Source organism: Sphingobium sp. B2 (genome assembly GCF_007693735.1).
Classification (GTDB): domain Bacteria; phylum Pseudomonadota; class Alphaproteobacteria; order Sphingomonadales; family Sphingomonadaceae; genus Sphingobium; species Sphingobium xenophagum.
Genome location: NZ_VDBZ01000003.1, coordinates 122,851 through 147,823, shown reverse-complemented (window position 1 = coordinate 147,823; position 24,973 = coordinate 122,851). Strand labels below are relative to the sequence as shown.

The window sequence follows — 24,973 nt, the reverse complement described above, 5'->3', positions numbered from 1 at the left end:
TGCAGCATTTGCAATCGGCTCAGCTGTCCTTGATATCGACTGCTGCAAACCACTCGGCGTACGGCGTATTGCGGGCGAGATGCCGGTTAAAATCGCGAGCGCCATCTTCCCACCAGACCGCCCCCCGCTCGCCGAGCTCCCGCTTGGCAGCATCGACCCGGACCCGCGCCTCTTGCTCCCCTGCTATGTTCCCTGCGCGCTTGGCTGATCCCACATCACGACGCGCGTCCATGAGCTGCTGGACAAGCCGATGGCGCGCATCCTCGTTCAAGGCCGGATTGGTCGCCCGCCATAATCGCCCGCGCACCACGAAATAGCGACCATCCGGGGTTACCGGATAAGCCGACGGATCAGTCTTTTCGCTCAGGAAGCTTTTTCCTCTTCGTCGCAGCGAACGTTTCAAGCTGTTTTTCGGACATGGATTTCTCCATCTCTTTCGACGCGCCTTTGAGTTTCGATTTGGGTGTTTCGCCGCGCTTGGCGGACAATGCCGCGCCTGCGGCTTTTTGCTGAGCTTTGGACGTAGCGGGCATGATCACGATCTCTCCTTTGCAGACGTCCCAACGCCCGACATGGCGTCATGCTCCATCGCGCCCAGCTTTTAGACTGCGGAAGGTGATCGACCAGCGGGGCACTTCCATCTCCGCGATGCTATGTTCCCATTCCTGCCGGACCGCTCCTGACAGCTGGTAGATGGATCGCGGCGCAAGCGCCACCGTCCTGCGGTCAAATCCACTTTTGGCCCGCCGCCTGAAGCGCATGGGTGCACCCGCGCCAAGCGAGATGCCAATGACCCGGTCGAACACCGGGCGGTCACGGTGCCACCCGATGCCTGCACCTATATCGTAGCGGATGAGGAGGGCCTGGACCAGCAGTTCCGGCGCAAGGTCGGCGAAATGCGCAGCCCGGTCTCGGATGGGGAGCAGCCAGTCGGGCATAGGGTCGGTCGGGCCGAAATGACCATTTTCAAAATCATAGGTCCAGCCATAGCTATAAGTGAGCCGTTTGCCGGTCCATTGCTGAAACCGAAATGGCGTGAGCGGCGCCGCATTGACGTGTTCGATCAGGTCCGCTTCCTCAGCCTTGCTCAAAAAGCCGGCGGCATAGTCAAGGCCGGGGATAAGGAGCGGCGCGAATAGGTCGATTTGCTGGGCATCTGCCATGGTCATAGCAACGCCATCTGGTTGTCAGCCGAGGGGGGCAACTGGCGGCTTCTCCATAGATCTTGGGTCGTTTCGACGCGGAACCGCTCGGCAGCGAAGGGCGCCCGATATTGAAATCCGATCACGCTCTCGATCGGGCCGTGCAGCCAGGCGGCATATTCGTGAGAGTCGAGCAACAGGGGCATCCGATCGTTTGTCCCCAAAATGGCTTCATTGGCAGGCATCGTCATGCCGGCATAGACAGGTCCCTGATCCGGCATGTTCCGACAGCAGCCGGCCCAGGCCATGATCGGCTGGCGCTTTAAGGAAAACCATGTCCGTGTGCGGCCGCCAGGTGGCCCGTCGGGGTTGGCAAAATGGGTCATCACGATCAGGCAGCGATAGCGCGGATCTGCCACCATCTTATCCCACATGGGATTGGTGAGATCAGCGACCAGTCCGATCCTTCCTGGCTCTTCACCGCGCTCGCGCATTTCCTGCGTCATGCGGCGAAATCCCCATGTTACGCCGCGCATGATCCGCCGACCCTCATTCTCGAAAACCACCAGCCCGTGGGCACCTTCGGTGGTCTCGGGTGGAAGCTCGATCGGGGCGGGCATATGGGCGCTAAAATGCGCGGCAACCCAGCCCATTCCCGCAGCCATGCAATGCAATCTCGACATGGGGCCGATCAATCGGGCTTCTGGCCGTCGTCGGCGACAGACTTGCAACGGTCGAGCAGACCATCGATCGGGTGGTTGCCGGTTTCTTCAAAGGCCAAGCGTGGAGTCTGGGCGTGATGCCCGAGCATCTTGCTATAGGTCTGGGTGCCTTTGCGCAGGCTTTCCCCTCTCGGCAATTCAGGCGGCTGCTCGATAATGCAGGCCAGGCCCATCGATATGCCAATGACCGCAAGATCGGGATCGCCCGTCTGATCGCTGTCCTGAACTGCTGATCCAAGGCTCAATTTGAGCGTCTGCTGGGCAACGCGAAGCTGCGTTGCCTCGCCGGGCGGCAGGCTATCTATGCCTTCAATGGCGATGATGCGCGGCGTCATGCTGCAGCCTCCTTACGAGGGAATTTCATCGTCGGTGACAAGCTCGGAATCATGGTTTGGATGATGAGCCGCCAATTTGCGAGTCGCGCTCCGATTCGGTCGAAGGCTGGAGGACCAATGGCTCTTCAGCGCCGTCCGCTCCCTGCTTGAGGCTTAATTTTTTTCGCTGCGAGACCATGGGTTTTCCTGCCTTGTTTCAGAAGCGTATCACCGAGCATGCGCCTGTTTAGCGCCGCCCCGTTGACTTGGGCCCTGTATAGAACAAAATAGGAACGAATCCAACCGCGAGCCAGAAGGAGGCCCTTCGATGATGGAAAGAGGGGCGCGCCCCCATGTTGCTGCCTTGCGCGCCCAGATTGCCGATATCGAGGGCACGGAACGTCGGCGCAAAGAGGTTTTGCCATTTGGGCTGGAGATGGTCGACGCCAAATTACCGGGCGGGGGTCTGGCGCTGGGCGCGCTACATGAAGTGGCGGGCGGCGCGCAGGGGGTGACCGATGGCGCGGCCGCTGCGTTGTTCACCGCCGGCATTCTCGCACGGGTGGGCGGCAGCATTCTGTGGTGCATGACTGAGCCGGACCTGTTTGCGCCCGCGGTCGCGCAAGCCGGGCTTGATCCCGATCGTGTCATCTATGTGGAAGCTCGCGATGAAACGGCTGTGCTTGCCTGTTTCGAGGAGGGATTGCGTCATGGTGGCCTTGGGGGCGTGGTCGCGGAACTCGCCCGCCTGTCGATGACGTCCTCGCGGCGCCTCCAACTGGCGGCCGAGAGCAGCGGCACTCTTGGAATCGCGATCCGGCGCTGGCGGCGCTTGGCCGAGGCATCGGACTTTGGCCAGCCAACGGCGGCCGCGACGCGATGGCGGGTGACGGCCGTTCCGTCTGAACCCTTGCCGGTGCCGGGGGTTGGTCGGCATCGCTGGTTTGTCGAGCTCATACGGTGCCGGGCAGGAGAGAGCGCCGATTTTCTGGTGGAAGCCTGCGATGCGACAGGTTGTCTCGCTCTTCCTGCCGACCTGGCCGACGGATCGGCTGCGTCGCAGGCTTGGGCGCAGCGCGCCGCCTCCTGACGCGCCGCTGATCCTCGCTGGCATGGAAGGGCAGCGCCGGGTGGTCACTGCGGCGAACGCCGCCGCGCGCACGATCGGTCTGGATGCAGGCATGGCCGTTACCCAAGCTCGGGCATTGCTGCCCGACCTCATCATCATCGATGCCGAGCCACAGGCGGACCGGGAAGGCCTGGAGCGTCTGGCAGTCTGGTCGCTTCGCCGCTATGCGCCGATCATAGCGGTCGACCCGCCCGACGGGCTGATGCTCGACATCACCGGCGCCGCTCATGCCTATGGCGGCGTCATGGGCCTGCTCAAGGACATGGCGCAGCGGTTGGCCGAGGTGGAAACCACAGGGCGTGCCGTGTGTGCGCCCGCCTATGGCGCCGCACATGCGCTCGCGCGCTATGGCACCGAGCCGCTGCGCGTCATCGATCCGCTCGACCTTGAGCAGGCGATTGCTGATCTGCCGCTTGGCGCACTGCGCCTCGACCGGGCTATCGTCAGCGCATTGAGCCAACTGGGTCTGGAGACGATCGCTGATCTCGAGGCCATGCCGCGCGCCTCGCTCGCGCTGCGCTTCGGATCCGGGCCGGGCCTGCGGCTCGACCAGGTCTATGGCCGCGTGTCCGAACCTTTCGAGCCGGTATTGCCGCCGGAGGCCATTGAGGTGGAGCGCCATTTTGCCGAGCCCATCGGCGCGCCCGAAACCCTGGCGCGCTATACGCATAAGCTGGTCGACGCGCTGTGCCAGCAACTGGAGGAGGCAGGTGTAGGGGCGCGACGGCTGGACCTGCGCTTTCATCGCGTCGACAACCGGATCGAGGCGATCCGGGCAGGGCTTTCCAAGCCAGGCCGCGACCCGAAACAGATGGGACGGCTGCTCTGCGACCGGATCGAGACGGTCGATCCTGGCTTTGGGGTCGAGAAAATGGCGCTGTGCGCACCCCAGACCGAGCCGCTTGGGCTGCGCACCATCTCGCACCTGGGCGAGACGCCCAGGGCTGATGTGGCAGCGCTCGTAGACATATTGGGGAACAGGGTTGGGGAGGAGCGGCTGTACCGGATCGCCGCGCGCGAGAGCGATATTCCCGAGCGTTCCGTTATCCGCATTGCCCCCATGGCCGACCCGACCCTGCTGCGCTGGCCCGAGCATTGGCCGCGCCCGGCGCGCCTCTTCAAACGCCCTCAACCGATCGATACCTTGGCCCTGTTGCCCGACCATCCACCGGTTCACTTTGTGTGGCGCGGCATACGTCGGAAGGTGAAGCGCGCGGACGGGCCAGAGCGTATTTATGGCGAATGGCATGTGAGCGAGGAGGAGTGGCTGAGCGTCCGCGATTATTTCCTCCTCGAGGATGAGACCGGGACGCGATACTGGGTGTTCCGTCAGGGCGATGGCATGGACAGCGCGACCGGTAGCCAGGGCTGGTTCCTGCACGGGTTGTTCGCCTGACAACCAACGGCGTTTATAGCCGGAGCTGGGCGCTGCAGCTCGATTGCGCTGCCAGGCCCAGGCAGTCATAGACTGCACGCATGGACGAAAACATGAATTTGACCATTCTGCGTGTCATCGAACGTGCGCCGCAATGGCTTCGGCACGATCTGGAGGCCAAGGAGGCGGTCGTACGGGCACGGGCAGAAGAGACGCTGGCCGCGATGATAGTCGATGCTTTGGCGTCAAACGCCCCATCGTCAGACTGAGTCTGGGAGGCCGCTGAGCAAGCTGCGATGCTACGCTGCTGATCTCGCACGATTTTGGGTGAAGCAGGTCTTGTACGAGCCTTTGCTGCACCTAAGTTTGGAGTGTCGCTCTTTCCCCCCCTTTGAGCGACACCTCCCTGAACCTAGGCCCCGCCGTGGCGTACGCTCCGGCGGGGTTTTCTTTGTCTATTGCTGGTTTGGGCTCCGGTAATGGTGCCTGAATGGTCCGAGGGCCATGCTCATGGCAGTGCCGTTGCGATCCTGTCAGTGTGCCAGATGGTCGCTCGAAATTCGATATATTCTGGTATTGCAAACGGCGCATGCTCTACGCAATCTGATCGTCGAGTAGCAGGCTTCAGCCTGGGGGCGGCACAGGCTTGGAATCGCGGCCGCCCTGAAACCAACTTTACTGATAGCCGCCTTCCTGTTCGCGTTTTTCAGCCGCGTCTCGCTGAGCGTCCTCAAGATCGTCGGTATCCTGGCGTTCATCATCGGCATCTACGTCACCATCGACCTCTTGGTCGGTGCCATCGGCTTGGTCGGTCTTGGGCAAATCGTCCATTGATGTACCCTTCATGTCAGCCTGATCATTTTCAACGGGGACGTTTTCGGGGGGCATAGCTCTCTCCTGTTAACCGTGCGCCAAGCCAACAGGTCAGATGCCCCCATGTTCCCGTCATTTCGTATCCGTACGGTAGTTTGTTCGCCACCGCATCATGGCCCAAGGTCATGGTTCCCCAGCCTGTCTCGACCTCCGTCAATCTGGCGACCAGGAAATTGAGGAATATGGCGAGCAGCAAGCCGCCCGGGCTTCCGGAAGCAGCGCAGGATCGGCCCGCTCGGCAAGACTGTGCCTGATCTGGAGGCCGCCCAGCATGATCGCGCAGGCATATCTCACAGGCCCTCATGATCCTGTGCGAGGGAGCTGTTCGTGCCGGTCAGGTCGGTGATCGTAGCAAGACGCTGTGGGCCACCGATGACGTCGCGTCCGGCGAAAAAGGAAGTGATCGAATCAAGAAAGTCGGTTCGGGCAGGGCATGACGCGTGCGCCCCCGACCGCACCCTTTTGTCGCGGATAGATATCCATATCAGGCAAGCTAAGCGGAAAAGCGCGCGTTCCGGATCGAATTGGCCAGCAACAAAATTGCCCCGCCAGCGGGGGCGCTGACGGAGCTTGATGCACCGGGCGTTCATGCGGGGGGCAAGTGATTTGACCCGGTATAGGCTAAACGGCGGTTGATCCGATCGGTTCCTCGCACAAGCAGATTGACTTAAAAGCGGTATAGAACAAATAAGGAACACATGCATTCGGTCCAAATGAGAATCGGCAGGTGCCATCGTGCGATATGCGGAACTGCAATGCGCTTCGCATTTCTCCTTTCTGCGCGGCGCATCGAGCTGCGAGGAATTATTTGGAGAAGGGCAGGCCTGCGGCCTCGATGCCCTTGCCATCACAGACCGAAACAGTCTGGCAGGCATCGTCCGGGCGCATGAAGCCGCCAAGGTGACCGGCGTGCGGCTGATCATCGGCTGCCGCCTGGATCTGGTCGAGGGGCATTCTCTCCTCATCTATCCCATGGATCGCCCTGGCTATGCGCGGCTTTGTCGACTGCTCAGTCGCGGCAAGAAGCGGGGTGGCAAAGGCAAGTGCATCATCGGCTGGGATGATGTGGCAGACCATGCCGAGGGCCTGCTTGCCATCCTGCTGCCGGACGAGGGGCCAGAAGTAGAAGCTGTGCTGGCGCGCTTCGCCGGGATTTTCTCAGGCCGTGCCTATGTTGCGTTGACCCTGCAGCGGCGACCGGGCGACCAGATGCGGCTCTACACATTTTCCAATCTCGCGGCGCGGCATCGCGTGCCGACAGTCGTCACCGGAGATGTCCTCTACCATCATCCCCACCGCCGGGTGCTCCAGGAGGTCATGACCTGCACCCGTCATCGCTGCACGATTGATGAACTGGGCGCTCGGCGCGAGCTTTACGCCGACCGCTATCTGATGCCCCCCGCCGAAATGCATCGGCTCTACGGCCGTTATCCCCAGGCGCTCGCGCGAACATTGGAGATCGCCGAGCGCTGCCGGTTCTCGCTCGATGAGCTCAGATATCAATATCCCCAGGAGGTGAGCGTGGCTGGCGTGACGCCGCAGGCCAGGCTTGAGAAGCTGACCTGTGAAGCGGCAAAGGCGCGTTATCCTGGCGGGGTGCCGGACAAGGTATCCCGACTGATTGCCCATGAGTTGCGGCTCATCGGCGATCTTGGATATGCGCCCTATTTCCTGACGGTAAACGCGATCGTGCGCTTTGCGCGCAGCCGGGACATTCTTTGCCAGGGTCGGGGGGCGGCCGCCAACAGCGCGGTTTGCTATGTGCTCGGCATCACATCGATCGACCCGGAGCGCTCGGACTTGCTCTTTGAGCGGTTCGTCAGCCAGGAGCGCAAGGAGCCGCCCGATATCGATGTCGACTTCGAGCATGAGCGGCGCGAGATCGTCATGCAGTGGGTGTTCGATACCTATGGCCGTGATCATGCGGCGCTATGTTCGACGGTCATTCGCTACAAGGCCAAGGGCGCCATCCGCGACGTTGGCAAGGCGTTGGGGCTTTCGGAAGATCTGATCACCGCTCTTTCCAGCCAGATCTGGGGCTGGAGCGAGGAGGGCGTGCAGGACAAGCATGTTGGCGAGCTTGGCCTTAATCTCACTGATCGCCGCCTTCGGCTCGCAATCGACCTTGCCCGTGAGCTGATCGGGACGCCGCGCCACCTTTCCCAACATCCTGGCGGGTTCGTGCTCACCCATGATCGGCTCGATGAACTGGTACCGATCGAACCGGCAGCGATGGCCGACCGTCAGGTGATTGAGTGGGACAAGGATGATATCGATGCGCTCAAATTCATGAAGGTCGATTGCCTCGCTCTGGGCATGCTGACCGCGATGAAGCGCGGGTTCGATTTTCTCGCAGCGCATAAGGGGATAGGCATGGACCTGGCTTCCATCCCGCCCGAGGATCCCCGCACCTACGCCATGATCCGGGCGGCCGATACACTGGGCACTTTTCAGATCGAAAGCCGCGCCCAGATGGCGATGCTTCCGCACATCAAGCCGCGCACCTTTTATGATCTGGTGATCGAAGTGGCGATCGTGCGGCCCGGGCCCATCCAGGGCGACATGGTGCACCCTTATCTTCGCAGACGCGCGGGCAAGGAGAAGGTCGAATATCCCAAGCCTGAACTGGAGAAGGTGCTGGGCAAGACGCTGGGCGTGCCACTGTTTCAGGAGCAGGCGATGCGGGTCGCGATCGAATGTGCAGGCTTCACCGCGTCAGAGGCGGACCAGCTGCGTCGCGCGATGGCGACATTCAAGTTCACCGGCGGGGTTTCGAAATTCAAGGAGAAGCTGGTGAGCGGCATGGTCGAGCGTGGCTATACCGCCGCGTTTGCCGAGAAGACCTTCGGGCAGCTCGAAGGCTTTGGCAGCTATGGCTTTCCAGAAAGCCATGCCGCCTCGTTCGCATTGATCGCCTATGCCTCGGCCTGGATGAAATGCTGGCACCCTGAAATCTTCTGCGCGAGCCTGCTGAACGCGCAGCCCATGGGCTTTTATGCGCCAGCCCAGATCGTAGCGGACGCACGGGCGCACAGGGTCGAGATCCGGCCCGTCTGCATCAACGCTTCGCGCTGGGACTGTACGCTTGAAGAGGCAGGCGATGATCGGTTCGCGGTTCGGCTTGGGATGCGGATGGTGACGGGGCTCAAGGAGGCCGACGCGGCGCGGATCGTTATGGCGCGGGCCGACGCGCCGTTTGTCTCAATTGAAGAGCTCTGGCGCCGGGCAGGCGTGGGGGTCGGTTCGTTGAACCGGCTGGCGGGAGCCGACGCCTTTCACGGCGCCATGCGCTTGCGACGTCGCGAAGCGCTTTGGGCGATCAAGGCGCTGCGGGATGAGCAACTGCCCTTGTTTGCCGCGGCCGATGCGCGGGAGAATGGATTTTCAGAAGAGATCATCGAACAGCCGATCGCGTTGCGGCCGATGAGCGAGGGGAGGGAGGTGGTCGAGGATTATGGCCATGTCGGGCTGACCTTGCGGCGGCATCCCGTCTCCTTCCTCCGCGACGACCTGTTGCGGCAGAGGATGATGCCCTGCAGCGCGCTCGAGACGACAAAGGACGGACGCTACATCTGGCTGGCCGGATTGGTGCTGGTGCGGCAGCGACCCGGATCGGCCAAGGGTGTCATGTTCATCACGATCGAGGATGAAAGCGGGATCGCCAACCTCATTCTCTGGCCAGGCATGTTCGAGCAGAACCGGCGGATCGTCATGGGTGCTCGGATGCTGGGGCTCTACGGTCAGGTGCAGCGCGAAGGCGAGGTCGTGCATGTGATCGTGAAGAAGCTCATCGATCTGTCGTCGCTGCTGGGATCGCTTGGACAAAGAGGCGAAGCCTTCCCGCTGGCGCGCGGACGCGGGGATGGCGCTAAAAATGGTGGTGGTCCCGACCCGAGAGGCATGCCCAATGGACGGGACATTCTCATCGCTGATCTCCATATTGATGGAATGAAGGAAACCAGGCTGAGCAGAAGCCGGGACTTTCATTAATCGGCTGGTTTTACCCAGATATTCCACGGCCGTGAAATAGCGCGGATGCACGCCGGGCCTTCGACAGGGCCCATGTCGGGTAAATTTTCGAAGGGAGTTGAGGGATCCCAACTTTCAAAATGGGAGCGATAATATTTGACCTGCCTGCCATTTCACTCAACATTGGTTGAGTCGGAATGTGAATGGATGCTTTGAGGCCCAATCAGGGAGGACCTGATGACCTCATTTCATGGCGACGCCTCTGAAGAAGGTGCGTCGATATTGGCCGAGGTCAAGTCGATCTCAGGTCGCCGTATTGAAGAACGTCGCAGGCGCCATCGCATAACCCAACGGCAACTGGCCGCCGATGTCGGGATCGGTGTGCGATGGTTGCGCGAAATTGAATCGGGTAACCCGAAGTCCCGGTTTGATGATCACATTGCGTGTGCTCACGCCCTTGGGCTGTCGGCTGCGCATCTTCTCATCCCCATGCTGTTCTTGGAGCATCATATGCACTTTCCGCGACATTTCTTCATTGATGACATGCATGAGATTGAACGCCTCTGCATCGAATTCATATCGAACCTCAACCTGCGAACCTTCCTGCAGCCCGGGAGCGAGACGCGGCGCGGAGCCGGTCCTCGATCAGGGGCGTGAACTTCTACCATGGCGCCCGAAGCTCTCACGGCAGATCGCCTCCACCGCGATATCAAGGGGTTGATCATGCGCGGTCATTTTACGCCAGGGCGGCCGCTTACTGTCCAGGCCTTGGCCGACGAGTTCGGGACGAGCATTTCACCGGTCAGGGACGCGCTTAACCGTCTGGTCGGCGAAAGGCTGGTCGAGATGCAGGGGGGAGGCGGCTTTGCCATACCGGCGATCACGCCGCGCAACACTCATGATCTCTATGCGCTGCACGCAGACCTGGTTCGAGCGGCTGTAAAAAATGCGGACGGCTTTGATACAATGATCGGGCCGCCTTTAGAACTGGTGGAAGGCATCGCAGATGCTCGCAGCATCGCCCTGGTGACCGCCGAGTTTTTCGCGCTCGTCGCCGGCTGTTCCGGTAATCTCGAACATTTTGAAGCCATCACAGCGACTGGTGAACGACTCGCGGTGCGCCGTCTCCATGAAGGAGGGACAATACGCCAGGGTATTGAGCTCACAGCGCTCTGGAATGTGACGAAATCGGACAATAAAAGTGCGATCCGCAGCGCGATGTGGCAGTATCATCGGCGACGTTTGTTACGGGTCGACGAGATATCTGTGGCGGCATCGCAATCGGGTCGGTCTCAAGGTCCGGCAGAAATCCTGTAACGCCCCTCACTGCTTTTAATGTTGGCTGAGACGATCGGTACATCAAGCTTATAAGCTCCCAAAATGAGCACTTATAAGGTCGGATATAAGCAGTCTCATCTTTTACAATCGTAAGTGCCGCTACTCGTTGCGGTCATTCGATGGAGATGAAACATGCAGAAGATCCATGACAATGAGGAAATGCTCGTCGATCTGGGTGTTGCCTCGACGGAAACGCAAGGGTCCGTCCAGGGTGCGCCCGATTCGATCGGCCTGCAGCAGCTCGATCTGGGCATTGCCGACGACTGAACGTTGGGGCGCGTGCCATCGCCTGGCGCGCGCCTTTCAGCGGAACTGACGCCATCTTATCGAGAGCTTTGTCATGGGATACCGGATGAGGGAAGGCCTTACCTTTTGCATCACGGGAGGTCGTTCGATCTTCCTTGATGTGAGAACGGCGGAGCAATATTCGACCACGGTAGCGGCGGGATAGTCCTGCTGCGGGCGGCGTAAAAGTCGTCCACCTTGAAGCCTTTCTGCCGAGTCAGGGAGGTGTGGGGATCTACAGCGTGGAACTTTATCTTCAGGTCCGTCTGGCTTGCGCGGATGGCATGAGCCAACGGGCGGCGGCGAAGCGTTTCAATGTGTCGCGCGAAACGGTACGCAAGATGCTGTCGTTTTCATCGCCGCCGGGTTACCGGCGCCAGTCCGTACCGCAGCGCCCGAAGCTGGACGGGTTTGTGGCGATCATTGATGGATGGCTTGAGGGTGACCGCAGTGTCCCGCGCAAGCAACGCCATACGGCGAAGCGGGTATTCGACCGTTTGCGCACCGAGCATGGTTTCACCGGCGGCTATACGATCATCAAGGATTACATCCGGGAGCGCGAACAGCGCAGCCGGGAGATGTTCGTGCCGCTGGCGCACCCTGCGGGAGATGCGCAGGCCGATTTCGGGGAAGCGCTGGTGGAGATCGGCGGGGTGGAGCAGAAGGCCTACTTCTTCGCGCTCGATCTGCCGCACAGTGATGCCTGCTATGTGCGGGCCTATCCGGCGGCGGTGGCGGAGGCCTGGGTGGACGGACACGTGCATGCCTTCGCGTTTTTCGGCGCGGTACCGCGCTCGATCGTCTATGACAACGATCGCTGCCTTGTGACGAAGATCCTGCCCGACGGCACGCGGCAGCGTGCCACGCTGTTCAGCGCTTTCCTGTCACATTACGTGATCCGCGACCGCTATGCTCGCCCGGGCAAGGGGAACGAGAAAGGCAATGTGGAGGGGCTGGTAGGCTATTGCCGGCGCAACTTCATGGTGCCGATCCCGAAGTTCCCGACCTGGGAGGCGTTCAACCTGTGGCTGGAGGAGCAATGCCGCAAGCGCCAGCAGGACAAGGTGCGCGGGCAGAGCGAGACGATCGGTGAGCGGCTGCAGCGCGATCTCGCGGCCATGCAGCCTCTGCCCGCTACACCCTTCGAGGCCTGCGATCAGAAAGGCGGGCGGGTCTCCTCGCAATCCCTGGTGCGCTACAGGACCAACGATTATTCGGTTCCGGTGGCCTGGGGCCATCAGGAGGTCTGGATCAGGGCCTATGTCGATGAGGTGGTGATCGGCTGCCGCAGCGAAGTCATCGCCCGTCATCCTCGTTGCTATGCCCGCGAGGAGGTTGTCTTCGACCCGCTCCATTATCTCCCGCTGATCGAGCAGAAGATCAACGCATTCGACCAGGCTGCGCCTTTGCAGGGCTGGGACCTGCCCGAAGCGTTCACGACACTGCAGCGGTTGATGGAAGGGCGCATGCACAAACATGGCAGGCGCGAATATGTGCAGGTACTGCGCCTGCTGGAAACGTTCACCCTCGCCGATCTCCAGGCGGCGGTCGAACAGGCCATCGATCTTGGCGCCATCGGCTTCGATGCCGTCAAGCACCTCGTCCTGTGCCGGATCGAACGCGTACCGCCCAGGCTGGACCTGGACGTCTATCCCTTCCTGCCACGCACCACGGTCGAGAAGACCTTTGCCAGAGCCTATCTGAGCCTGCTCTCCGACCGGCAGGAGGCCGCATGAGCGATCAGGCCCCGGAGATCCTTCTCGCTCACCATCTCAAGGCGCTCAAGCTGCCTACGTGCCTGCGTGAGCATCACAAGCTCGCGCGGCAATGTGCCGCTGAAGGCGTCGATCATATCCGCTTCCTCGCCCGCCTCGTCGAGATGGAAATGATCGACAGGGAGCGTCGCATGGTCGAGCGGCGCATCAAGGCCGCGCGCTTCCCCGCCGTCAAAAGCCTCGACAGCTTCGACTTCGCCGCCATCCCCAGGCTCAACAAGATGCAGGTGCTCGAGATGGCGCGCTGCGAGTGGATCGAGCGGCGTGAGAACGCCATCGCTCTGGGGCCATCAGGCACCGGAAAGACGCACGTAGCGTTGGGGCTCGGACTGGCAGCATGCCAGAAAGGACTGTCGGTGGGCTTCACCACCGCGGCAGCGCTGGTCAGCGAAATGATGGAGGCCCGCGACGAGCGCCGTCTTCTGCGCTTCCAGAAGCAGATGGCCGGATACAAGCTGCTCATCATCGACGAACTGGGCTTTGTGCCGCTCTCCAAGACCGGCGCCGAACTGTTGTTCGAGCTGATCTCCCAGCGTTACGAACGCGGCTCCACCTTCATCACCAGCAACCTGCCCTTCGACGAATGGACCGAAACCTTCGGATCTGAGCGTCTCACAGGCGCGCTCCTCGATCGCCTGACCCATCACGTCAGCATCCTCGAGATGAACGGCGAAAGCTATCGCCTCGCGCACAGCCGGGCCCGCAAGGCCAAAACCAGACCCTGAAAATTACACCAATGCCGGGGGGAGTGGCCCTCGGGCTACGCCCTCACGCCACTCCCCCCGGCATGTAACACGATGGCCTGGTTTTACGCCGCCGAATGGCCGACTTTTGCTCCGCCGTTGACATGAGGACTGGTTTTCGCCGCAGCGTCATTGATCTCGCCTGCAGTGCCTTGCAAGCGGTGCTGCCTGCCTCGCTGCAGTCCTGGGGATTGGCGGTCCGTTACGAGGCGTCTGCCATCCCGGATGACAGCAAGGCGCTCATGTTTACGCTTGGCTGCCTTTGCGGACTAATGCCTCGTGCCGTCGCATCGCGTCTGCTCAAACCCTTCCTCTCCCTTGCGGGTGAGAATGCGCCGTATTTGGAAGGACCGACCATGCACTTATTCGACGCCATAATACGGAAACCGCGCGCGCTCGGCATCATCTGCGCGATCGGCGCCGTCGTTCTGGGTATTTTGTATATGGTAATCGTTGGCGCGCCGGTGCGCTATCTCGGTGTCAATGCCGGTGCATTGGCTATCGGCCTTTCGATGCTGGCATTGCTCGACCGCACTGCCGCAGCGGGCCGGCGATGGGCGGGCGGTGCGAGCGTCGCGATGGCAATTGCGATGCTGGCGACAGCGCTTTTCGGCTCCGAAGTGTGTCAATCGGCGTGCAAACGGGACCCCCTATCGGCGCGCAAAAGGGACCCCCTTTCACGATGGCGCAAGGTTGATCGGACACGCGCCTTTGCGCTGCGCGCGGCGTAGGGAGGGCGGAGCCCGACCGGAGGCGCGCGCAGCGCAAAGCATCTTTTAATCGGAGGTCGGTGGGGGCGATCAGCTGCGGTTTTTGAAGCGCCAGCTGTCATTGCCGGTCTCGACGATGTCGCAATGGTGGGTGACGCGATCAAGGAGCGCGGTGGTCATCTTGGGATCGCCGAACACGGTGGGCCATTCGCCGAACGCGAGGTTGGTGGTGATGATGACGCTGGTCTGCTCGTAGAGCTTGCTGATCAGGTGGAACAGCAACTGGCCGCCCGAGCGGGCGAACGGCAGATATCCCAGTTCGTCGAGCACGATCAGGTCGAGGCGGGATAGCTGGGCGGCGAGAGCGCCGCTCTTGCCGATCCTGGCCTCCTCTTCGAGGCGGGTCACCAGATCGACGGTGTTGAAGTAGCGGCCTCGCGCACCCGAGCGAACGACATTGGCGGCGATGGCGATGGCCAGGTGGGTTTTGCCGGTGCCCGTGCCGCCGACCAGGACGATGTTGCGCCGAGCGGGCAGGAACGCGCCACTGTGCAGCGAACGCACCAGCCCCTCGTTGATCGGCGTGCCCTCGAACCGGAACGCATCGATATCCTTCACGACCGGCAGCCGGGCGGCCGCCATCCGGTATCGGATCGAGGCAGCATGGCGATGTGTTGCTTCCGCGCGCAGAAGGTCGGTCAGTATCTCCATCGTGGTGCGCTGGCGCTGAAGGCCGGTGGTGACCGCATCGTCGAACGCGCCCGCCATGCCCTTGAGCCCAAGCCCGCGCATCGCCTCGATCATGTCATGCCGCTGCATCGAAGGTCCTCAGCTGGTCGTAACGGGCGCAGTCGGCGATCGGCGGATGGCGCAAGGCGCTGTCTTCGGAGGTGATGATGGTGAGCGGTCGCGGCGGTTCGCGGCGCCGCGCCAGGATGTTGAGGATCAGGTCGTCGCTCGCCGTGCCGGTCGCCAATGCCTCGCGGACGGCCGCTTCGACCGGCTCCAGACCATCGGTCAGCACGGCCGACAGCACACGGACGAACCGGCGGTCGGCATCGTCGCCATTGCCAAGCTTGCGGCGCAGGCGCGCCAGCGCCGGCGGCAGATCCCAGTCCTGGAAGGGCGCGCCGTTCCGCAGCGCTCCGGGCTTGCGGGCCAGTACCGGCAGATAATGCCAGGGGTCATAGATCGTGCGGTTGCGCCCGAAGTAGCGGGGATGCTCGGCGACAACCTCCTCGCCGCAGCGCACGACAATGCGGTCGGCATAGGCCCGGACCTGCACCGTCCGCCGCGCCACCGTCGAGAGAACCGAGTAGCGGTTGCGATCGAAGCTGATCAGGCAGGTGCCCGTCACCGCATGCTCGCTCTCGTTAAAGCCGTCGAACGGTCCCAGCATCGGCTGCAGTGCCGATCGCTCGATCTCCAGCGCCTGCGCCACGGTCAGCTCGCCCTGTTCCGGGTGTGCCTGTCGTTCCGCCCAGCGCTGGCACTCGGCCTCCAGCCAGCCATTGAGCTCGTCGAGGCTGGCGAACCGCAACCGGGGTTGGAAGAAGCGGCCCCGGATCGTCTGCACCTGGTTCTCGACCTGGCCCTTCTCCCATCCCGCCGCCGGCGAGCAGGCGGTGGGCTCGACCATATAATGGTCGGTCATGATCAGGAACCGCCGGTTGAAGACCCGCTCCTTCCCCGTGAACACGCTCGTCACCGCCGTCTTCATATTATCGTAGATGCCGCGGCCCGGCACGCCGCCGAAGAAAGCAAAGCCGCGCGCATGCGCGTCGAACAGCATCTCCTGACTCTCGCGCGGATAGGCCCGGACATAGACCGCCCGCGATGCACACAGCCGCATATGCGCAACCTTCACGCGCATCGGCTTGCCGGCGATCTCCACATCCTCATGGCTCCAGTCGAACTGGTAGGCCTCGCCCGGCTTGAACATCAGCGGGATGAAGGCGGTGACACCATCGCCGGCATCCTTGCGCCGGTCGGCCTTCCAGCGCGCCGCGTAGCGCCGAACGGCATCGTAGGAACCCTCAAAACCTTCGCGCTCCAGCAGATCATGTATCCGCGTCATCCGCAGTCGCTCGCGCCTGCCGCGCACCTCGTTCTCTTCCAGCAGTGTGTTCAGGCGATCCTGAAACGGCCCGATCCTAGGCAGTGGCTGAACCTTGCGCTGATAGTCGAATGCGCCTTCCGGCGCCCGGATCGCCTTGCGGATCACCTTCCGCGACACATGCAAATCCCGCGCGATCGCCTTGATCGCCTTGCCGCCGGCATACTCGCGCCGAATCCGAACCACTGTCTCCAAAATCAACATCCCGATCTCGCCGCCTGAAAATCCAGCCGGCTGCTTAAACCATCGAAATGAGGGGTCCCTTTTAGACGCCGATCACCCCGCTAACGGGGTCCTTTTTGCACGCCGATCCACACCGAAGTGGATGGAGCGGCACGCTGGGTGAACCTTGGCGGGGTGGCCATTCAACCGAGCCTGATCCTCATGCCGGTGATGCTTGTCACCTTCTCGCGGATCCGTAGCGTGCTGGCGACTGTCAGCATCATAACCGCTGCTGTCGCGATGGCGCTGCAACCCGACCGGGCGATGGCCGGAATGCTCGCACTTTGCCTTGCCGCGCTCGCAGTCATGCGCCCCGACAGGCATGTTTGCGTGGCACTTGCTGCCAGCATTGCCAGCTTCGCGGTAACGCTGGTTCGCCTTGATACGCTGCCAGCCGTCCCCTATGTCGATCAGGTCCTCTATTCGTCCTTCGATATTCACATCGCTGCCGGTGTTGCAGTGCTGGGCGGCATGGCGATAATTATGGTCCCGGCGATCGTCGGTTGGAGCCGGGATACCGACAATCGCGCGATCTATTGTGCTTTCGGCACCGTCTGGTTCGCCGCGATCATTGCGGCTGCCCTGGGCAATTATCCGACGCCGATCGTGGGTTATGGAGGCAGCGCCATCATTGGCTATGTGTTGAGCCTTCTGGCGCTTCCGAAATTGTCCGGTCGCCATGCCGGGACTGCTCGGCATACACGCGGAACAATGAATGGATGCTCGTCCGACGCGCAACTGTTCGTCGCATTGGTTTGATTGCATCCTTTGTTAATAGGCACGCCCGCTGAAATTGCGGACCTTCTGCACCTGATGCGCGGAAATTGGCTTCTGGGTGTCAGATTTGGGTCGGCACAAGAAGTGCCAGTGGAGTGGGGATCTCTGCGGATTGGCTGCATGCGCTGACCCCGCCACGGCTAGCCATCGTAATTCGAGGATATCCAATCTTCCCGACCATGCCGGACACGCAGAATGATCACTTCGTCCTTATCTCCCACATCGTAAATCACCAGATGGGCCTTGTAAGGATGCACGCGGACAGGCGGTGAGATCTCCTCTCGCAAGCGCGCGGCGTGAGGATAGTCTGCGAGAAACGCGAAAATCGCGCTCAGCCCTTCGTGATAGGCGTCAGCCTGAGACAGACCGAACCCTTCCATGCCCTCGAGAAAAATGGCTGTCAGATCATCGACTGCGGCACGTGTTAAACAGAAGCGGGGCACAGTCAGGCTTACAGACCTGACTGGCCGATCGCCCGCGCACGGATATCCGCCATCGTCTCGTCGCTCAGGCCACTGGCGCGGGCTTCATCGACCAGGCGCTGCATGGCGGCAACCTTGTCGGCGCGTTCTTGGTCACGGCGGATAAGATCGCGCACATAGTCGCTGGCATTGCTATACCGGCCGGTGTCAGCCTGCGCTTCCACCCATTGCTTCATAGGGTCGGGCAGTGAGATGTTCATCGTAGCCATAGCAACCTCCAAGGCCAAGCGCATGGCAAGAATTGGCAAAGCTTGTCAATTGATATTGCCCATGGCCCGCTCCCGTGAACAGGGGCTATTGGGCAGCTGACGTCTCCACGATCTCCCTGCTTGCCTCGCGCCTCACGGCATGTCCTCCTTTAAGCTGTAGCCGTTCTTAAGATGGTCAATTCTGGCTATCGGAGAATGATCATGGAAATGTCTGAAACCGTGAATACGTCCACTAAGCGCCCGGTCTGGAATGCAGGGCGCAGTGTTGGCGCGAAGCGGGCCCTGAAACCCAAGCAAATTTGGGAGATCCGTTTCTACCCCAATCAGCGCCGTCGCTTGCGGGACCGTGCCTTGTTCGACCTTGCGATTGACAGCAAGCTGCGCGGTTGCGACCTTGTTCGCATGAAAATTGGCGATGTCGTCAGCGGAGGGCAGATCCGAGCACGTGCAATAGTCATGCAGCAGAAAACGGGTCGACCTGTTCAATTCGAACTTCTCTCCGATGCCCGGGCCAGCCTGCCGGCGTGGCTTGAGCGGCGGGGCGGCGCGATCGAAGATTATGTCTTTCCAAGCCGGGTTGACGATGTCGGTCCCCTCAGCACACGGCAATATGCCCGGCTTGTCGATGAATGGGTGACTGGGGTGGGTATGATGCGAAGCGAATATGGCAGCACTCGCTGCGCCCAACCAAGGCGTCAATCATCTACCGGGCGACTGGCAACCTGCGCGCCTTCCAGATCCTGCTCGGCCACAGCAAGATCGAGAATACGGTCCGCTATCTGGGGATCGACGTGGAAGACGCGCTGGCTCTCGCTGAGAACATTGAGATCTGAACCGTAGGCTCCCCGCAGCGTTGGCGGAAGGCCGGCTTTGGTGAGCCTTTGGGACAAACCCGTCGTTCACTACCACGATCGTGGAAGGCGGATCCCGATAGAACCGGGCATTCGCGAGTGGCGTTGATCAGCAATGTTAGGAGTTGGATAGCATATGGGAAGATTGGAGTTTGGCGGAAGGGGCAGCGGCCTCGCATATGGACATCAATGCGGCGGTGTCGGCGCAATCCTGCTGGTAGATCGTCGCCAAGGCACGGATCACAGCGTCGAGTAAACTGCCTCGGTGAGGACATCTAGCCAGGAATGGTCAGTCGTTCGGTGGGCTGGGAAGTAGATGGAGCCGAGTCCGCTGGCTAATGATCTTGGCGTCTGTTGCTAGGCGATGAGGCAAAGTGCCGTAAACGCGATGGTTGGGAGGGGTCGGAGCTAGGCCGAGCATCTGGATTGGCGGTAAGGTTGCCGCGGAACCAACGCGCCGTCGAGTGCTTACCCTTAGCATCAGACACATCGGAGCATGCTATGGCGAACCCGCCCACAACGGTAGACTATGACAGCCCCACCGGCGGATGGGGCTCGCTGCGGGGCATGGGCGAAATCGCACTGGGCGAAAGATCGACGCCAGCAGCGCTTGAGACATTGCGGAGCCAGAACAAGACCGGCGGGTTCATGTGCACCAGTTGCGCCTGGGGGAAGCCCAAGCATCCCCATGCGTTCGAATTTTGCGAGAATGGCGCGAAGGCAACCTTGTGGGAATTGACCACGCATCGCTGCACGCCTGATTTTTTTGCCAAGCATAGCGTGACTGAACTGCGCAACTGGAGCGACCATGACCTTGAGCATGAGGGACGCTTGACTCACCCTATGCGCTATGATGCCGCAAGCGACCATTATGTACCATGCAGTTGGGAAGAGGCGTTTGGCGCGATTGGCGCCGAGTTGAAGGCGATCGACCCCAAGTCGGCCATATTCTACGCATCGGGTCGCGCGAGCCTGGAAACCTCCTATGTCTACGCGCTGTTCGCGCGTCTTTACGGGCATAACAACCTGCCCGACAGTTCGAACATGTGCCACGAAACGACGTCGGTTACGTTGAACGAATTGATCGGTTCGCCGGTCGGCACGTGCATTCTCGACGATTTCGAACATTGCGATGCGATTTTCTTCTTCGGGCAGAATACCGGCACCAACAGTCCACGATTCCTGCATCCTCTGCAAAAGGCCGTCGAACGCGGTTGCAAGGTCGTCACCTTCAACCCCATTCGCGAAAAGGGGCTGATCGAATTCGTCAACCCGCAGCGACCAACGCAGATGATGACGGGCAATGGTACGCCGATCAGTTGCCAGTATCTGCAGGTGCGCGCCGGTGGGGACATCGCGGCGATCATGGGCCTGTGCAAATATGTATTTGCCGAAGATGCGCGCCGGGGCGAGACGCTGATCGACCAGGCCTTCATCGCCGAACATTGTCTGGGCTTTGATGCATTCCGCGCCAAGGCGGACGCGACCACGTGGGACCGGATCGAGCAGGAATCGGGACTTCGCCGCGTCGATATTGAAGAGGCGGGCCGGGTGTATGTCGAGGCCAAGCGCGTGATCGGGGTTTATGGCATGGGACTGACCCAACATGTTCATGGCTTTGAAAATATCGCCATGTTGCTCAATCTTCTGCTGATGTGTGGGCATATCGGCCGCACTGGCGCAGGCATATGTCCCGTGCGCGGCCATTCAAACGTCCAGGGGCAGCGCACCGTCGGTATTTCTGAGAAGCCCGAACTGGTCCCGCTCGACGCGCTCGCGGCGCAGTTCGACTTCGATCCGCCGCGCGATAAGGGCAGGACCACGGTGGAAGTGTGCGAAGGCCTGTTGGACGATACTGTGCAGGCCTTTATCGGCCTGGGCGGCAATTTCCTGCGCGCCATCCCGGATCAGGCGCGGATCGAGCCCGCTTGGGAGCGGATGCGGCTGACCGTCCAGATCGCCACCAAGTTGAACCGTGGTCATTTGTTCAATGGCAAGACGGCCTATCTGCTCCCCTGCTTGGGGCGCAGCGAAGAGGATATGCAGGCCGGTGGGCAGCAGACGGTGACGATCGAAGATAGTTTCAGCCATATCCATGCGTCGATCGGCCATCGCACTCCGGCCGGCGAGCATCTGAAGTCGGAAATGGCGATCGTCGCGGGCATCGCGAAAGCGACATTGGCACCCAATCCCAAGGTTCGCTGGGATGCATGGACCGGGGACTATAGTCTGGTCCGCGATCTAATTGCCGAAACCTATCATGAAGAATTCCACGATATGAACGCCCGTATCTTCGAGCCTGGCGGCTTCTATCGCGGCAATGGCGCGCGGGAGCGGATCTGGAAAACGAAGACCGGCAAGGCGCAGTTCACTGCGCCCGCCATGCTTGCCGCAACCGACGTGGTCGATGCAGATGGCCGCTACCGGCTAGTAACGGTTCGTTCCAACGACCAGTTCAACACCACCATCTATGGCTATAGCGACCGGCTGCGCGGCATAGAGGGCAAGCGGGATGTCATACTGATCAATCCCGCCGATATGGCGGCTGCGGGCCTGAGCAAGGGGCAGCGCGTGGCGCTGGCGGGGGATGCAGGCGATGGCCATGTCCGGCGCATAGCCAATCTGGAAATCATCCCCTTCGACCTGCCGAACGGCACGATCGTGGGCTATTATCCCGAACTCAACCCGCTGATTGCGCTGCACCATCATGACCGCAATTCCAAGACCCCTGCAAGCAAGGCGGTGCCAGTCCGCATCGAAGTCGCGCCGTGATGACTCAGGACGAGACTTTCGAGGATCCCGTGGGCGATAGCATAGCAGCGGCAGCGCCTGCCGCTTTGGCGGCCAAGGCGCATCAGCCTTGGGCGCGTATGGTCATGCTGGCGATATTGGCGGGCGCGTTCATTGCCTTCGGATCGGTCGCGGCGATGGTCGCGCAAGCCAATATGGGCGATGGCGGTGCCGCGCGGCTTTTGTCGGGGGCCGCCTTTTCAGTGGGCCTGATGATGGTCATGATCGTCGGGGTCGAACTGTTCACCGGCAATGCGATGATGCTGCTATCGACCATGACCGGCGAGCTGAAGCCGGGCCGCATGCTTGGCGCATGGGCCATGGTCTGGTCCGGCAATTTGATCGGTGCGGTCGCCATCGCTCTTTTATTTGCGGCAAGCGGCGGTTTAGGCGACGGGGTCGACGAGGCGGCGATCGCGCTGGCCACCGGCAAAATAACCAAAGCGCCTGCGGCCATATTTTGTTCGGCCATCCTCGCGAACATATTGGTATGCCTGGCGGTATGGATGTCGATGAAGGCGCGGACCATAGCAGGCAGGGCTGTGGCGATCGTCGGCCCGGTGATGATCTTCGTCGCCGCCGGACTGGAACATTCGATCGCCAACATGTCCATCCTTCCCTTGGGATGGCTGGCGGCATCGTCGCAAAGCCCCGATTTCGCCAGCGGGCTCATCAACCTGGCGTTCAGTACGGCTGGCAATATCGTCGGTGGCGCCTTGTTGGCGATCGGTATCGCCTGGGGACATGATAAGCTGCACCGACCGGATCAGGGATAGCCATTGATGGAAGGGATAGGGGGCATGACGGGCTATTGCGGCGCGGCGCCTTTGCCGACCGAGTGGATCAGTCGCTGGAATTTTGACCCGCTGCTGTTGCTGGGCCTGATGCTGTGCGCAGCGTTTGCGTTGCGGACGAAGCATCCACAAATCGCAATGGGCGGCGTCGCCTTGCTGGCCTTGGCATTTGTTTCCCCGCTCTGTGCGCTGAGCGTCGCATTATTCTCCGCCCGCGCGGTCCATCATATTCTGATTGTGGCTGTCGCCGCGCCGCTCTTCGCGCTGGGCTGGCCCTCTTGCCGCGCTCATAGCCTTGGCCTGCCGCTGCTAGTCTCTACCGTCACGCTGTGGCTGTGGCACGTGCCTTCACTCTACGACCGAGCGCTGGTCGACAGTGCGACCTATTGGGTCATGCAGGGGAGCCTGCTGGCCACCGCACTTTGGTTCTGGCGCGCGCTTTTTGCCGCGCCGGCAGTGCCCGCGATGCTCGCGGCCATCCTCGCCATGGTGCAGATGGGGATGCTGGGTGCCTTGCTGACATTTGCGACGCAACCGCTCTACCAGGCGCATATCGGGACTACGCTGCCCTGGGGCATGGACCAGCTGGTCGATCAGCAGCTTGCCGGCCTTATTATGTGGACACCAGGCGTAATCCCATATGCTATCATCGCAGCATTTGTCGGACGCCGCCTCTGGATGCGGGCAGGAATAGCCGCATGATCGTGGCGGTCAAGCTGCTGCACATTGCGGCCCTGTCGATCTGGTGCGCAGGGCTGATTGCCTTGCCTTTGCTGTTGGCCAAACATGATCATCACGATCAGCAGGCGGTCTTTTCGCGATTACGGCTTTTGACGCACCGCGCTTTCATCGGCCTCGTAACGCCCGCAGCGGTCATTGCGATCGCGATGGGCACCGCGCTCCTCTTCATGCGCGATGTTTTCGTGCCCTGGATGTTCGTCAAGCTTGTGCTGGTGGGGGTGCTGGTTCTGCTCCATGCATGGATCGGCCATATCACCATCAATATGGGAGAAAGACAGGGAGACTATGACCCGCCCCGTGCCCGGTGGCTTCTCGCCCTATCCTTGGCCGCCATGTGTGCCATCCTGGTTCTAGTGCTGGGCAAGCCGGTTATGAGCGATAGGCTCGCCCCCTCCTGGCTGACAGAGCCGATGGATCAGCCTTTGCCGGTCGATGAGGTGCCGATGTGATAATCGAACACCAGCTTGCCGCCATGCCAGCCCGTGATCGCCGTAAACCCGGCCGCGAAAGCGGAAAGCAGCAAGCCCCACGGCAGCACTGCATCTTCATAGCCGACACCGAGGCGATAGCCCCAGTTCGCGCCCAGGATCGACAACAGCATCACCGCGATGACGAAATGGGTCCAACTCGCCGCGCGAGCCCGAATGCCCGGCACAAGCAACAGTTCGACCGTACCCGACAGACCGGCGAGCAGGCCGAAGATGAACCCCATGCCGCTCGCCCACAAGGCGGCACGCGCCCAGAAGACATCGCCGGTCCACCAATAGAAGGCGTCGGCCCCCAAAGTGCACATCGTCAGCGCGATCGGAAAAGCGACCAGCATCGCGTGAATTGGGTGACCCGAAATCGCGATCTGCGATTCGGTGCGATGGAAGTGCGGCTGGGCCGAAATCGGATCGACCAGCGCATCGTCGGCTTGAGTGTCCTTGTCCATGGCCCTGCTGTGCACCGAATGGCGGCCACGATGCCAGCATTGATTGTCGGCGGCTGCGCTGGACCGTTATCGACACTGGATATCGCAGGTCCGGCCGCTGGCCATATCGCCACCCTCTGGTGGGTCATGTTGGGCGGTGCGGCGCTGCTGACACTGTTGACGCTGACCTTGCTAGCGTTGGCCTTTCGCCGTCGTAACGGGGGGACAGGCAAGCCGAACAGCGGGGTGTGGCTCGGGGGGCTAGGCCTCGCCATGCCAAGCGTTATCCTGCTGGGGCTTCTGGGCTATGCCCTGATGTTGGGGGAACGCACCATTGCCCGCCCGGCCAGGAATGTCGTCGTGGTCGAGGCGACCGGGCACCAATGGTACTGGACCTTCCGCCAGCCCGGTGCCGCCGGTGCGATCGCAACTCGCGATGTGCTGCACATTCCTGCGGGCCGACCGGTGGATGTGCGCATCGCCTCCGCCGATGTGATCCATAGTTTCTGGGTACCGCGCCTGGGTGGAAAGATGGATGCGATCCCCGGCCTGGTGAACACGCTGCGGATAGAAGCAACCGATCCTGGTCTTTTTGAGGGGCAGTGCGCGGAATTTTGTGGCCTTCACCACACCAGCAATCGGTTCCGCGTGATGGCGCATGATGCGGCGGGTTGGGCGGCCTTCCAGCGTGGGGAAGAATGAC

Annotated in this window: 27 protein-coding genes and 1 pseudogene; 17 read left to right on the top strand and 11 right to left on the bottom strand. The window is 61.4% G+C overall.

Going from position 1 to position 24,973, the window contains the following annotated elements; genetic code table 11:
• Positions 1-19 precede the first annotated feature (19 nt).
• The 5 genes from FE851_RS19030 to FE851_RS19010 all read right to left on the bottom strand — a co-directional run bounded on the left by FE851_RS19030 (position 20) and on the right by FE851_RS19010 (position 2,199).
• Complete coding sequence (locus FE851_RS19030; RefSeq protein ID WP_315850626.1) at positions 20-271, bottom strand: hypothetical protein; 252 nt, start codon at positions 269-271, stop codon at positions 20-22.
• A 79-nt stretch (positions 272-350) separates the two neighbouring features.
• A complete protein-coding gene (locus FE851_RS19025; RefSeq protein WP_145206609.1) occupies positions 351-533 on the bottom strand; it encodes a DUF3008 family protein in 183 nt (60 codons plus the stop codon).
• A gap of 45 nt (positions 534-578) precedes the next feature.
• Positions 579-1,169 (bottom strand): alpha-ketoglutarate-dependent dioxygenase AlkB, encoded by a 591-nt coding sequence (locus tag FE851_RS19020; RefSeq protein ID WP_315850625.1) that lies wholly within the window; start codon positions 1,167-1,169, stop codon positions 579-581.
• The gene (locus FE851_RS19015) at positions 1,166-1,825 is read right to left on the bottom strand and encodes an SOS response-associated peptidase family protein (protein WP_145205970.1); all 660 of its coding nucleotides are present in this window, start codon (positions 1,823-1,825) and stop codon (positions 1,166-1,168) included. Before FE851_RS19015 ends, FE851_RS19020 begins: the two co-directional genes overlap by 4 nt.
• Before the next feature lie 8 nt (positions 1,826-1,833).
• The gene (locus FE851_RS19010) at positions 1,834-2,199 is read right to left on the bottom strand and encodes a hypothetical protein (RefSeq protein WP_145205967.1); all 366 of its coding nucleotides are present in this window, start codon (positions 2,197-2,199) and stop codon (positions 1,834-1,836) included.
• A gap of 307 nt (positions 2,200-2,506) precedes the next feature.
• Between FE851_RS19010 and FE851_RS19005 the strand changes: the two genes are divergently transcribed.
• From FE851_RS19005 to FE851_RS26295, 3 genes are all read left to right on the top strand, one after another.
• Entirely contained in the window at positions 2,507-3,268 is a 762-nt protein-coding gene (locus FE851_RS19005) for an ImuA family protein (RefSeq protein ID WP_145205964.1), read from the top strand.
• Entirely contained in the window at positions 3,183-4,703 is a 1,521-nt protein-coding gene (locus FE851_RS19000; RefSeq protein ID WP_145205961.1) for a Y-family DNA polymerase, read from the top strand. The genes FE851_RS19005 and FE851_RS19000 overlap by 86 nt, the downstream gene beginning before the upstream one ends.
• An 80-nt stretch (positions 4,704-4,783) precedes the next feature.
• The gene (locus FE851_RS26295; protein WP_315850624.1) at positions 4,784-4,951 is read left to right on the top strand and encodes a DUF6771 family protein; all 168 of its coding nucleotides are present in this window, start codon (positions 4,784-4,786) and stop codon (positions 4,949-4,951) included.
• A 406-nt stretch (positions 4,952-5,357) separates the two neighbouring features.
• Here the strand turns inward: FE851_RS26295 and FE851_RS26290 are convergent, their stop codons facing one another.
• On the bottom strand, positions 5,358-5,513 hold the full coding sequence (locus FE851_RS26290; protein ID WP_186378916.1) for a hypothetical protein: 156 nt from the start codon (positions 5,511-5,513) through the stop codon (positions 5,358-5,360).
• 774 nt (positions 5,514-6,287) lie between these two features.
• Here FE851_RS26290 and FE851_RS18995 point away from each other — a divergent pair.
• The 7 genes from FE851_RS18995 (at position 6,288) to FE851_RS18965 (ending at position 14,396) form a co-directional block, all read left to right on the top strand.
• Entirely contained in the window at positions 6,288-9,545 is a 3,258-nt protein-coding gene (locus FE851_RS18995) for an error-prone DNA polymerase (RefSeq protein ID WP_145205959.1), read from the top strand.
• 216 nt (positions 9,546-9,761) lie between these two features.
• Positions 9,762-10,181 (top strand): helix-turn-helix domain-containing protein, encoded by a 420-nt coding sequence (locus tag FE851_RS18990; RefSeq protein WP_145205956.1) that lies wholly within the window; start codon positions 9,762-9,764, stop codon positions 10,179-10,181.
• 9 nt (positions 10,182-10,190) lie between these two features.
• Positions 10,191-10,841, top strand: coding sequence for a GntR family transcriptional regulator (locus FE851_RS18985; protein ID WP_145205952.1), 651 nt, complete (start codon positions 10,191-10,193; stop codon positions 10,839-10,841).
• A 153-nt stretch (positions 10,842-10,994) separates the two neighbouring features.
• Positions 10,995-11,129, top strand: coding sequence for a benenodin family lasso peptide (locus FE851_RS18980; RefSeq protein ID WP_145205949.1), 135 nt, complete (start codon positions 10,995-10,997; stop codon positions 11,127-11,129).
• Positions 11,130-11,389: 260 nt separating this feature from the next.
• Positions 11,390-12,883, top strand: a complete 1,494-nt coding sequence (istA, locus tag FE851_RS18975; protein WP_011950768.1) for an IS21 family transposase — start codon at positions 11,390-11,392, stop codon at positions 12,881-12,883.
• Positions 12,880-13,647, top strand: a complete 768-nt coding sequence (gene istB, locus FE851_RS18970; protein ID WP_007686288.1) for an IS21-like element ISSsp5 family helper ATPase IstB — start codon at positions 12,880-12,882, stop codon at positions 13,645-13,647. The genes istA (FE851_RS18975) and istB (FE851_RS18970) overlap by 4 nt, the downstream gene beginning before the upstream one ends.
• 95 nt (positions 13,648-13,742) lie before the next feature.
• Positions 13,743-14,396 (top strand): hypothetical protein, encoded by a 654-nt coding sequence (locus FE851_RS18965; RefSeq protein WP_186378915.1) that lies wholly within the window; start codon positions 13,743-13,745, stop codon positions 14,394-14,396.
• Between the two features lie 69 nt (positions 14,397-14,465).
• Here the strand turns inward: FE851_RS18965 and istB (FE851_RS18960) are convergent, their stop codons facing one another.
• Both istB (FE851_RS18960) and istA (FE851_RS18955) read right to left on the bottom strand, forming a co-directional pair.
• Positions 14,466-15,194, bottom strand: coding sequence for an IS21-like element helper ATPase IstB (istB, locus tag FE851_RS18960; RefSeq protein WP_011950403.1), 729 nt, complete (start codon positions 15,192-15,194; stop codon positions 14,466-14,468).
• A complete protein-coding gene (gene istA, locus FE851_RS18955) occupies positions 15,181-16,695 on the bottom strand; it encodes an IS21 family transposase (RefSeq protein WP_041378971.1) in 1,515 nt (504 codons plus the stop codon). Before istA (FE851_RS18955) ends, istB (FE851_RS18960) begins: the two co-directional genes overlap by 14 nt.
• Positions 16,696-16,833: 138 nt before the next feature.
• On the opposite strand from istA (FE851_RS18955), the gene FE851_RS18950 reads away from it, so the two are divergent.
• Positions 16,834-17,472 carry a hypothetical protein gene (locus FE851_RS18950; protein ID WP_261371084.1) on the top strand — a complete coding sequence of 213 codons (639 nt, stop codon included), beginning with the start codon at positions 16,834-16,836 and terminating at the stop codon, positions 17,470-17,472.
• 158 nt (positions 17,473-17,630) lie between these two features.
• Here FE851_RS18950 and FE851_RS18945 read toward each other — a convergent pair whose 3' ends face one another.
• Together FE851_RS18945 and FE851_RS18940 are read right to left on the bottom strand one after the other, a co-directional pair.
• Positions 17,631-17,933, bottom strand: coding sequence for a type II toxin-antitoxin system RelE/ParE family toxin (locus FE851_RS18945; RefSeq protein WP_145205943.1), 303 nt, complete (start codon positions 17,931-17,933; stop codon positions 17,631-17,633).
• Between the two features lie 8 nt (positions 17,934-17,941).
• On the bottom strand, positions 17,942-18,181 hold the full coding sequence (locus FE851_RS18940) for a type II toxin-antitoxin system ParD family antitoxin (RefSeq protein WP_145205940.1): 240 nt from the start codon (positions 18,179-18,181) through the stop codon (positions 17,942-17,944).
• A gap of 201 nt (positions 18,182-18,382) precedes the next feature.
• Between FE851_RS18940 and FE851_RS18935 the strand changes: the two are divergent.
• The 5 genes and pseudogenes from FE851_RS18935 to FE851_RS18915 all read left to right on the top strand — a co-directional run bounded on the left by FE851_RS18935 (position 18,383) and on the right by FE851_RS18915 (position 23,806).
• Positions 18,383-19,014 (top strand): annotated as a pseudogene (locus tag FE851_RS18935) (tyrosine-type recombinase/integrase).
• A gap of 519 nt (positions 19,015-19,533) precedes the next feature.
• Positions 19,534-21,804, top strand: coding sequence for an FdhF/YdeP family oxidoreductase (locus FE851_RS18930; RefSeq protein ID WP_145205937.1), 2,271 nt, complete (start codon positions 19,534-19,536; stop codon positions 21,802-21,804).
• Positions 21,804-22,598 carry a formate/nitrite transporter family protein gene (locus tag FE851_RS18925; protein ID WP_145206607.1) on the top strand — a complete coding sequence of 265 codons (795 nt, stop codon included), beginning with the start codon at positions 21,804-21,806 and terminating at the stop codon, positions 22,596-22,598. The genes FE851_RS18930 and FE851_RS18925 overlap by 1 nt, the downstream gene beginning before the upstream one ends.
• Before the next feature lie 6 nt (positions 22,599-22,604).
• Positions 22,605-23,318, top strand: a complete 714-nt coding sequence (locus tag FE851_RS18920) for a cytochrome c oxidase assembly protein (RefSeq protein WP_145205934.1) — start codon at positions 22,605-22,607, stop codon at positions 23,316-23,318.
• The gene (locus tag FE851_RS18915; RefSeq protein WP_145205931.1) at positions 23,315-23,806 is read left to right on the top strand and encodes a CopD family protein; all 492 of its coding nucleotides are present in this window, start codon (positions 23,315-23,317) and stop codon (positions 23,804-23,806) included. Before FE851_RS18920 ends, FE851_RS18915 begins: the two co-directional genes overlap by 4 nt.
• Here the strand turns inward: FE851_RS18915 and FE851_RS18910 are convergent.
• Positions 23,773-24,291 carry a DUF2231 domain-containing protein gene (locus FE851_RS18910; RefSeq protein WP_145205928.1) on the bottom strand — a complete coding sequence of 173 codons (519 nt, stop codon included), beginning with the start codon at positions 24,289-24,291 and terminating at the stop codon, positions 23,773-23,775. The two genes, FE851_RS18915 and FE851_RS18910, sit on opposite strands and share 34 nt — an antisense overlap.
• A gap of 30 nt (positions 24,292-24,321) precedes the next feature.
• Here FE851_RS18910 and coxB point away from each other — a divergent pair, with 30 nt between their 5' ends.
• Complete coding sequence (gene coxB, locus FE851_RS18905; protein WP_261371083.1) at positions 24,322-24,972, top strand: cytochrome c oxidase subunit II; 651 nt, start codon at positions 24,322-24,324, stop codon at positions 24,970-24,972.
• Position 24,973 lies beyond the last annotated feature (1 nt).

Coding starts and splice junctions, on each gene's coding strand:
- FE851_RS18965 (WP_186378915.1), top strand. CDS start 13,743: ATGGCCGACTTTTGCTCCGCCGTTGACATGAGGACTGGTTTTCGCCGC.
- FE851_RS18930 (WP_145205937.1), top strand. CDS start 19,534: ATGGCGAACCCGCCCACAACGGTAGACTATGACAGCCCCACCGGCGGA.
- FE851_RS18910 (WP_145205928.1), bottom strand. CDS start 24,291: ATGGACAAGGACACTCAAGCCGACGATGCGCTGGTCGATCCGATTTCG.
- FE851_RS18940 (WP_145205940.1), bottom strand. CDS start 18,181: ATGGCTACGATGAACATCTCACTGCCCGACCCTATGAAGCAATGGGTG.
- FE851_RS18985 (WP_145205952.1), top strand. CDS start 10,191: ATGGCGCCCGAAGCTCTCACGGCAGATCGCCTCCACCGCGATATCAAG.
- istB (WP_011950403.1), bottom strand. CDS start 15,194: ATGCAGCGGCATGACATGATCGAGGCGATGCGCGGGCTTGGGCTCAAG.
- FE851_RS18915 (WP_145205931.1), top strand. CDS start 23,315: ATGATCGTGGCGGTCAAGCTGCTGCACATTGCGGCCCTGTCGATCTGG.
- istA (WP_041378971.1), bottom strand. CDS start 16,695: ATGTTGATTTTGGAGACAGTGGTTCGGATTCGGCGCGAGTATGCCGGC.
- FE851_RS26290 (WP_186378916.1), bottom strand. CDS start 5,513: ATGGACGATTTGCCCAAGACCGACCAAGCCGATGGCACCGACCAAGAG.
- coxB (WP_261371083.1), top strand. CDS start 24,322: ATGCCAGCATTGATTGTCGGCGGCTGCGCTGGACCGTTATCGACACTG.
- FE851_RS19015 (WP_145205970.1), bottom strand. CDS start 1,825: ATGTCGAGATTGCATTGCATGGCTGCGGGAATGGGCTGGGTTGCCGCG.
- FE851_RS26295 (WP_315850624.1), top strand. CDS start 4,784: ATGGACGAAAACATGAATTTGACCATTCTGCGTGTCATCGAACGTGCG.
- FE851_RS18990 (WP_145205956.1), top strand. CDS start 9,762: ATGACCTCATTTCATGGCGACGCCTCTGAAGAAGGTGCGTCGATATTG.
- FE851_RS19025 (WP_145206609.1), bottom strand. CDS start 533: ATGCCCGCTACGTCCAAAGCTCAGCAAAAAGCCGCAGGCGCGGCATTG.
- FE851_RS18920 (WP_145205934.1), top strand. CDS start 22,605: ATGGAAGGGATAGGGGGCATGACGGGCTATTGCGGCGCGGCGCCTTTG.
- FE851_RS19020 (WP_315850625.1), bottom strand. CDS start 1,169: ATGACCATGGCAGATGCCCAGCAAATCGACCTATTCGCGCCGCTCCTT.
- FE851_RS19005 (WP_145205964.1), top strand. CDS start 2,507: ATGATGGAAAGAGGGGCGCGCCCCCATGTTGCTGCCTTGCGCGCCCAG.
- FE851_RS18980 (WP_145205949.1), top strand. CDS start 10,995: ATGCAGAAGATCCATGACAATGAGGAAATGCTCGTCGATCTGGGTGTT.
- FE851_RS19010 (WP_145205967.1), bottom strand. CDS start 2,199: ATGACGCCGCGCATCATCGCCATTGAAGGCATAGATAGCCTGCCGCCC.
- FE851_RS19000 (WP_145205961.1), top strand. CDS start 3,183: ATGCGACAGGTTGTCTCGCTCTTCCTGCCGACCTGGCCGACGGATCGG.
- FE851_RS18925 (WP_145206607.1), top strand. CDS start 21,804: ATGACTCAGGACGAGACTTTCGAGGATCCCGTGGGCGATAGCATAGCA.
- istB (WP_007686288.1), top strand. CDS start 12,880: ATGAGCGATCAGGCCCCGGAGATCCTTCTCGCTCACCATCTCAAGGCG.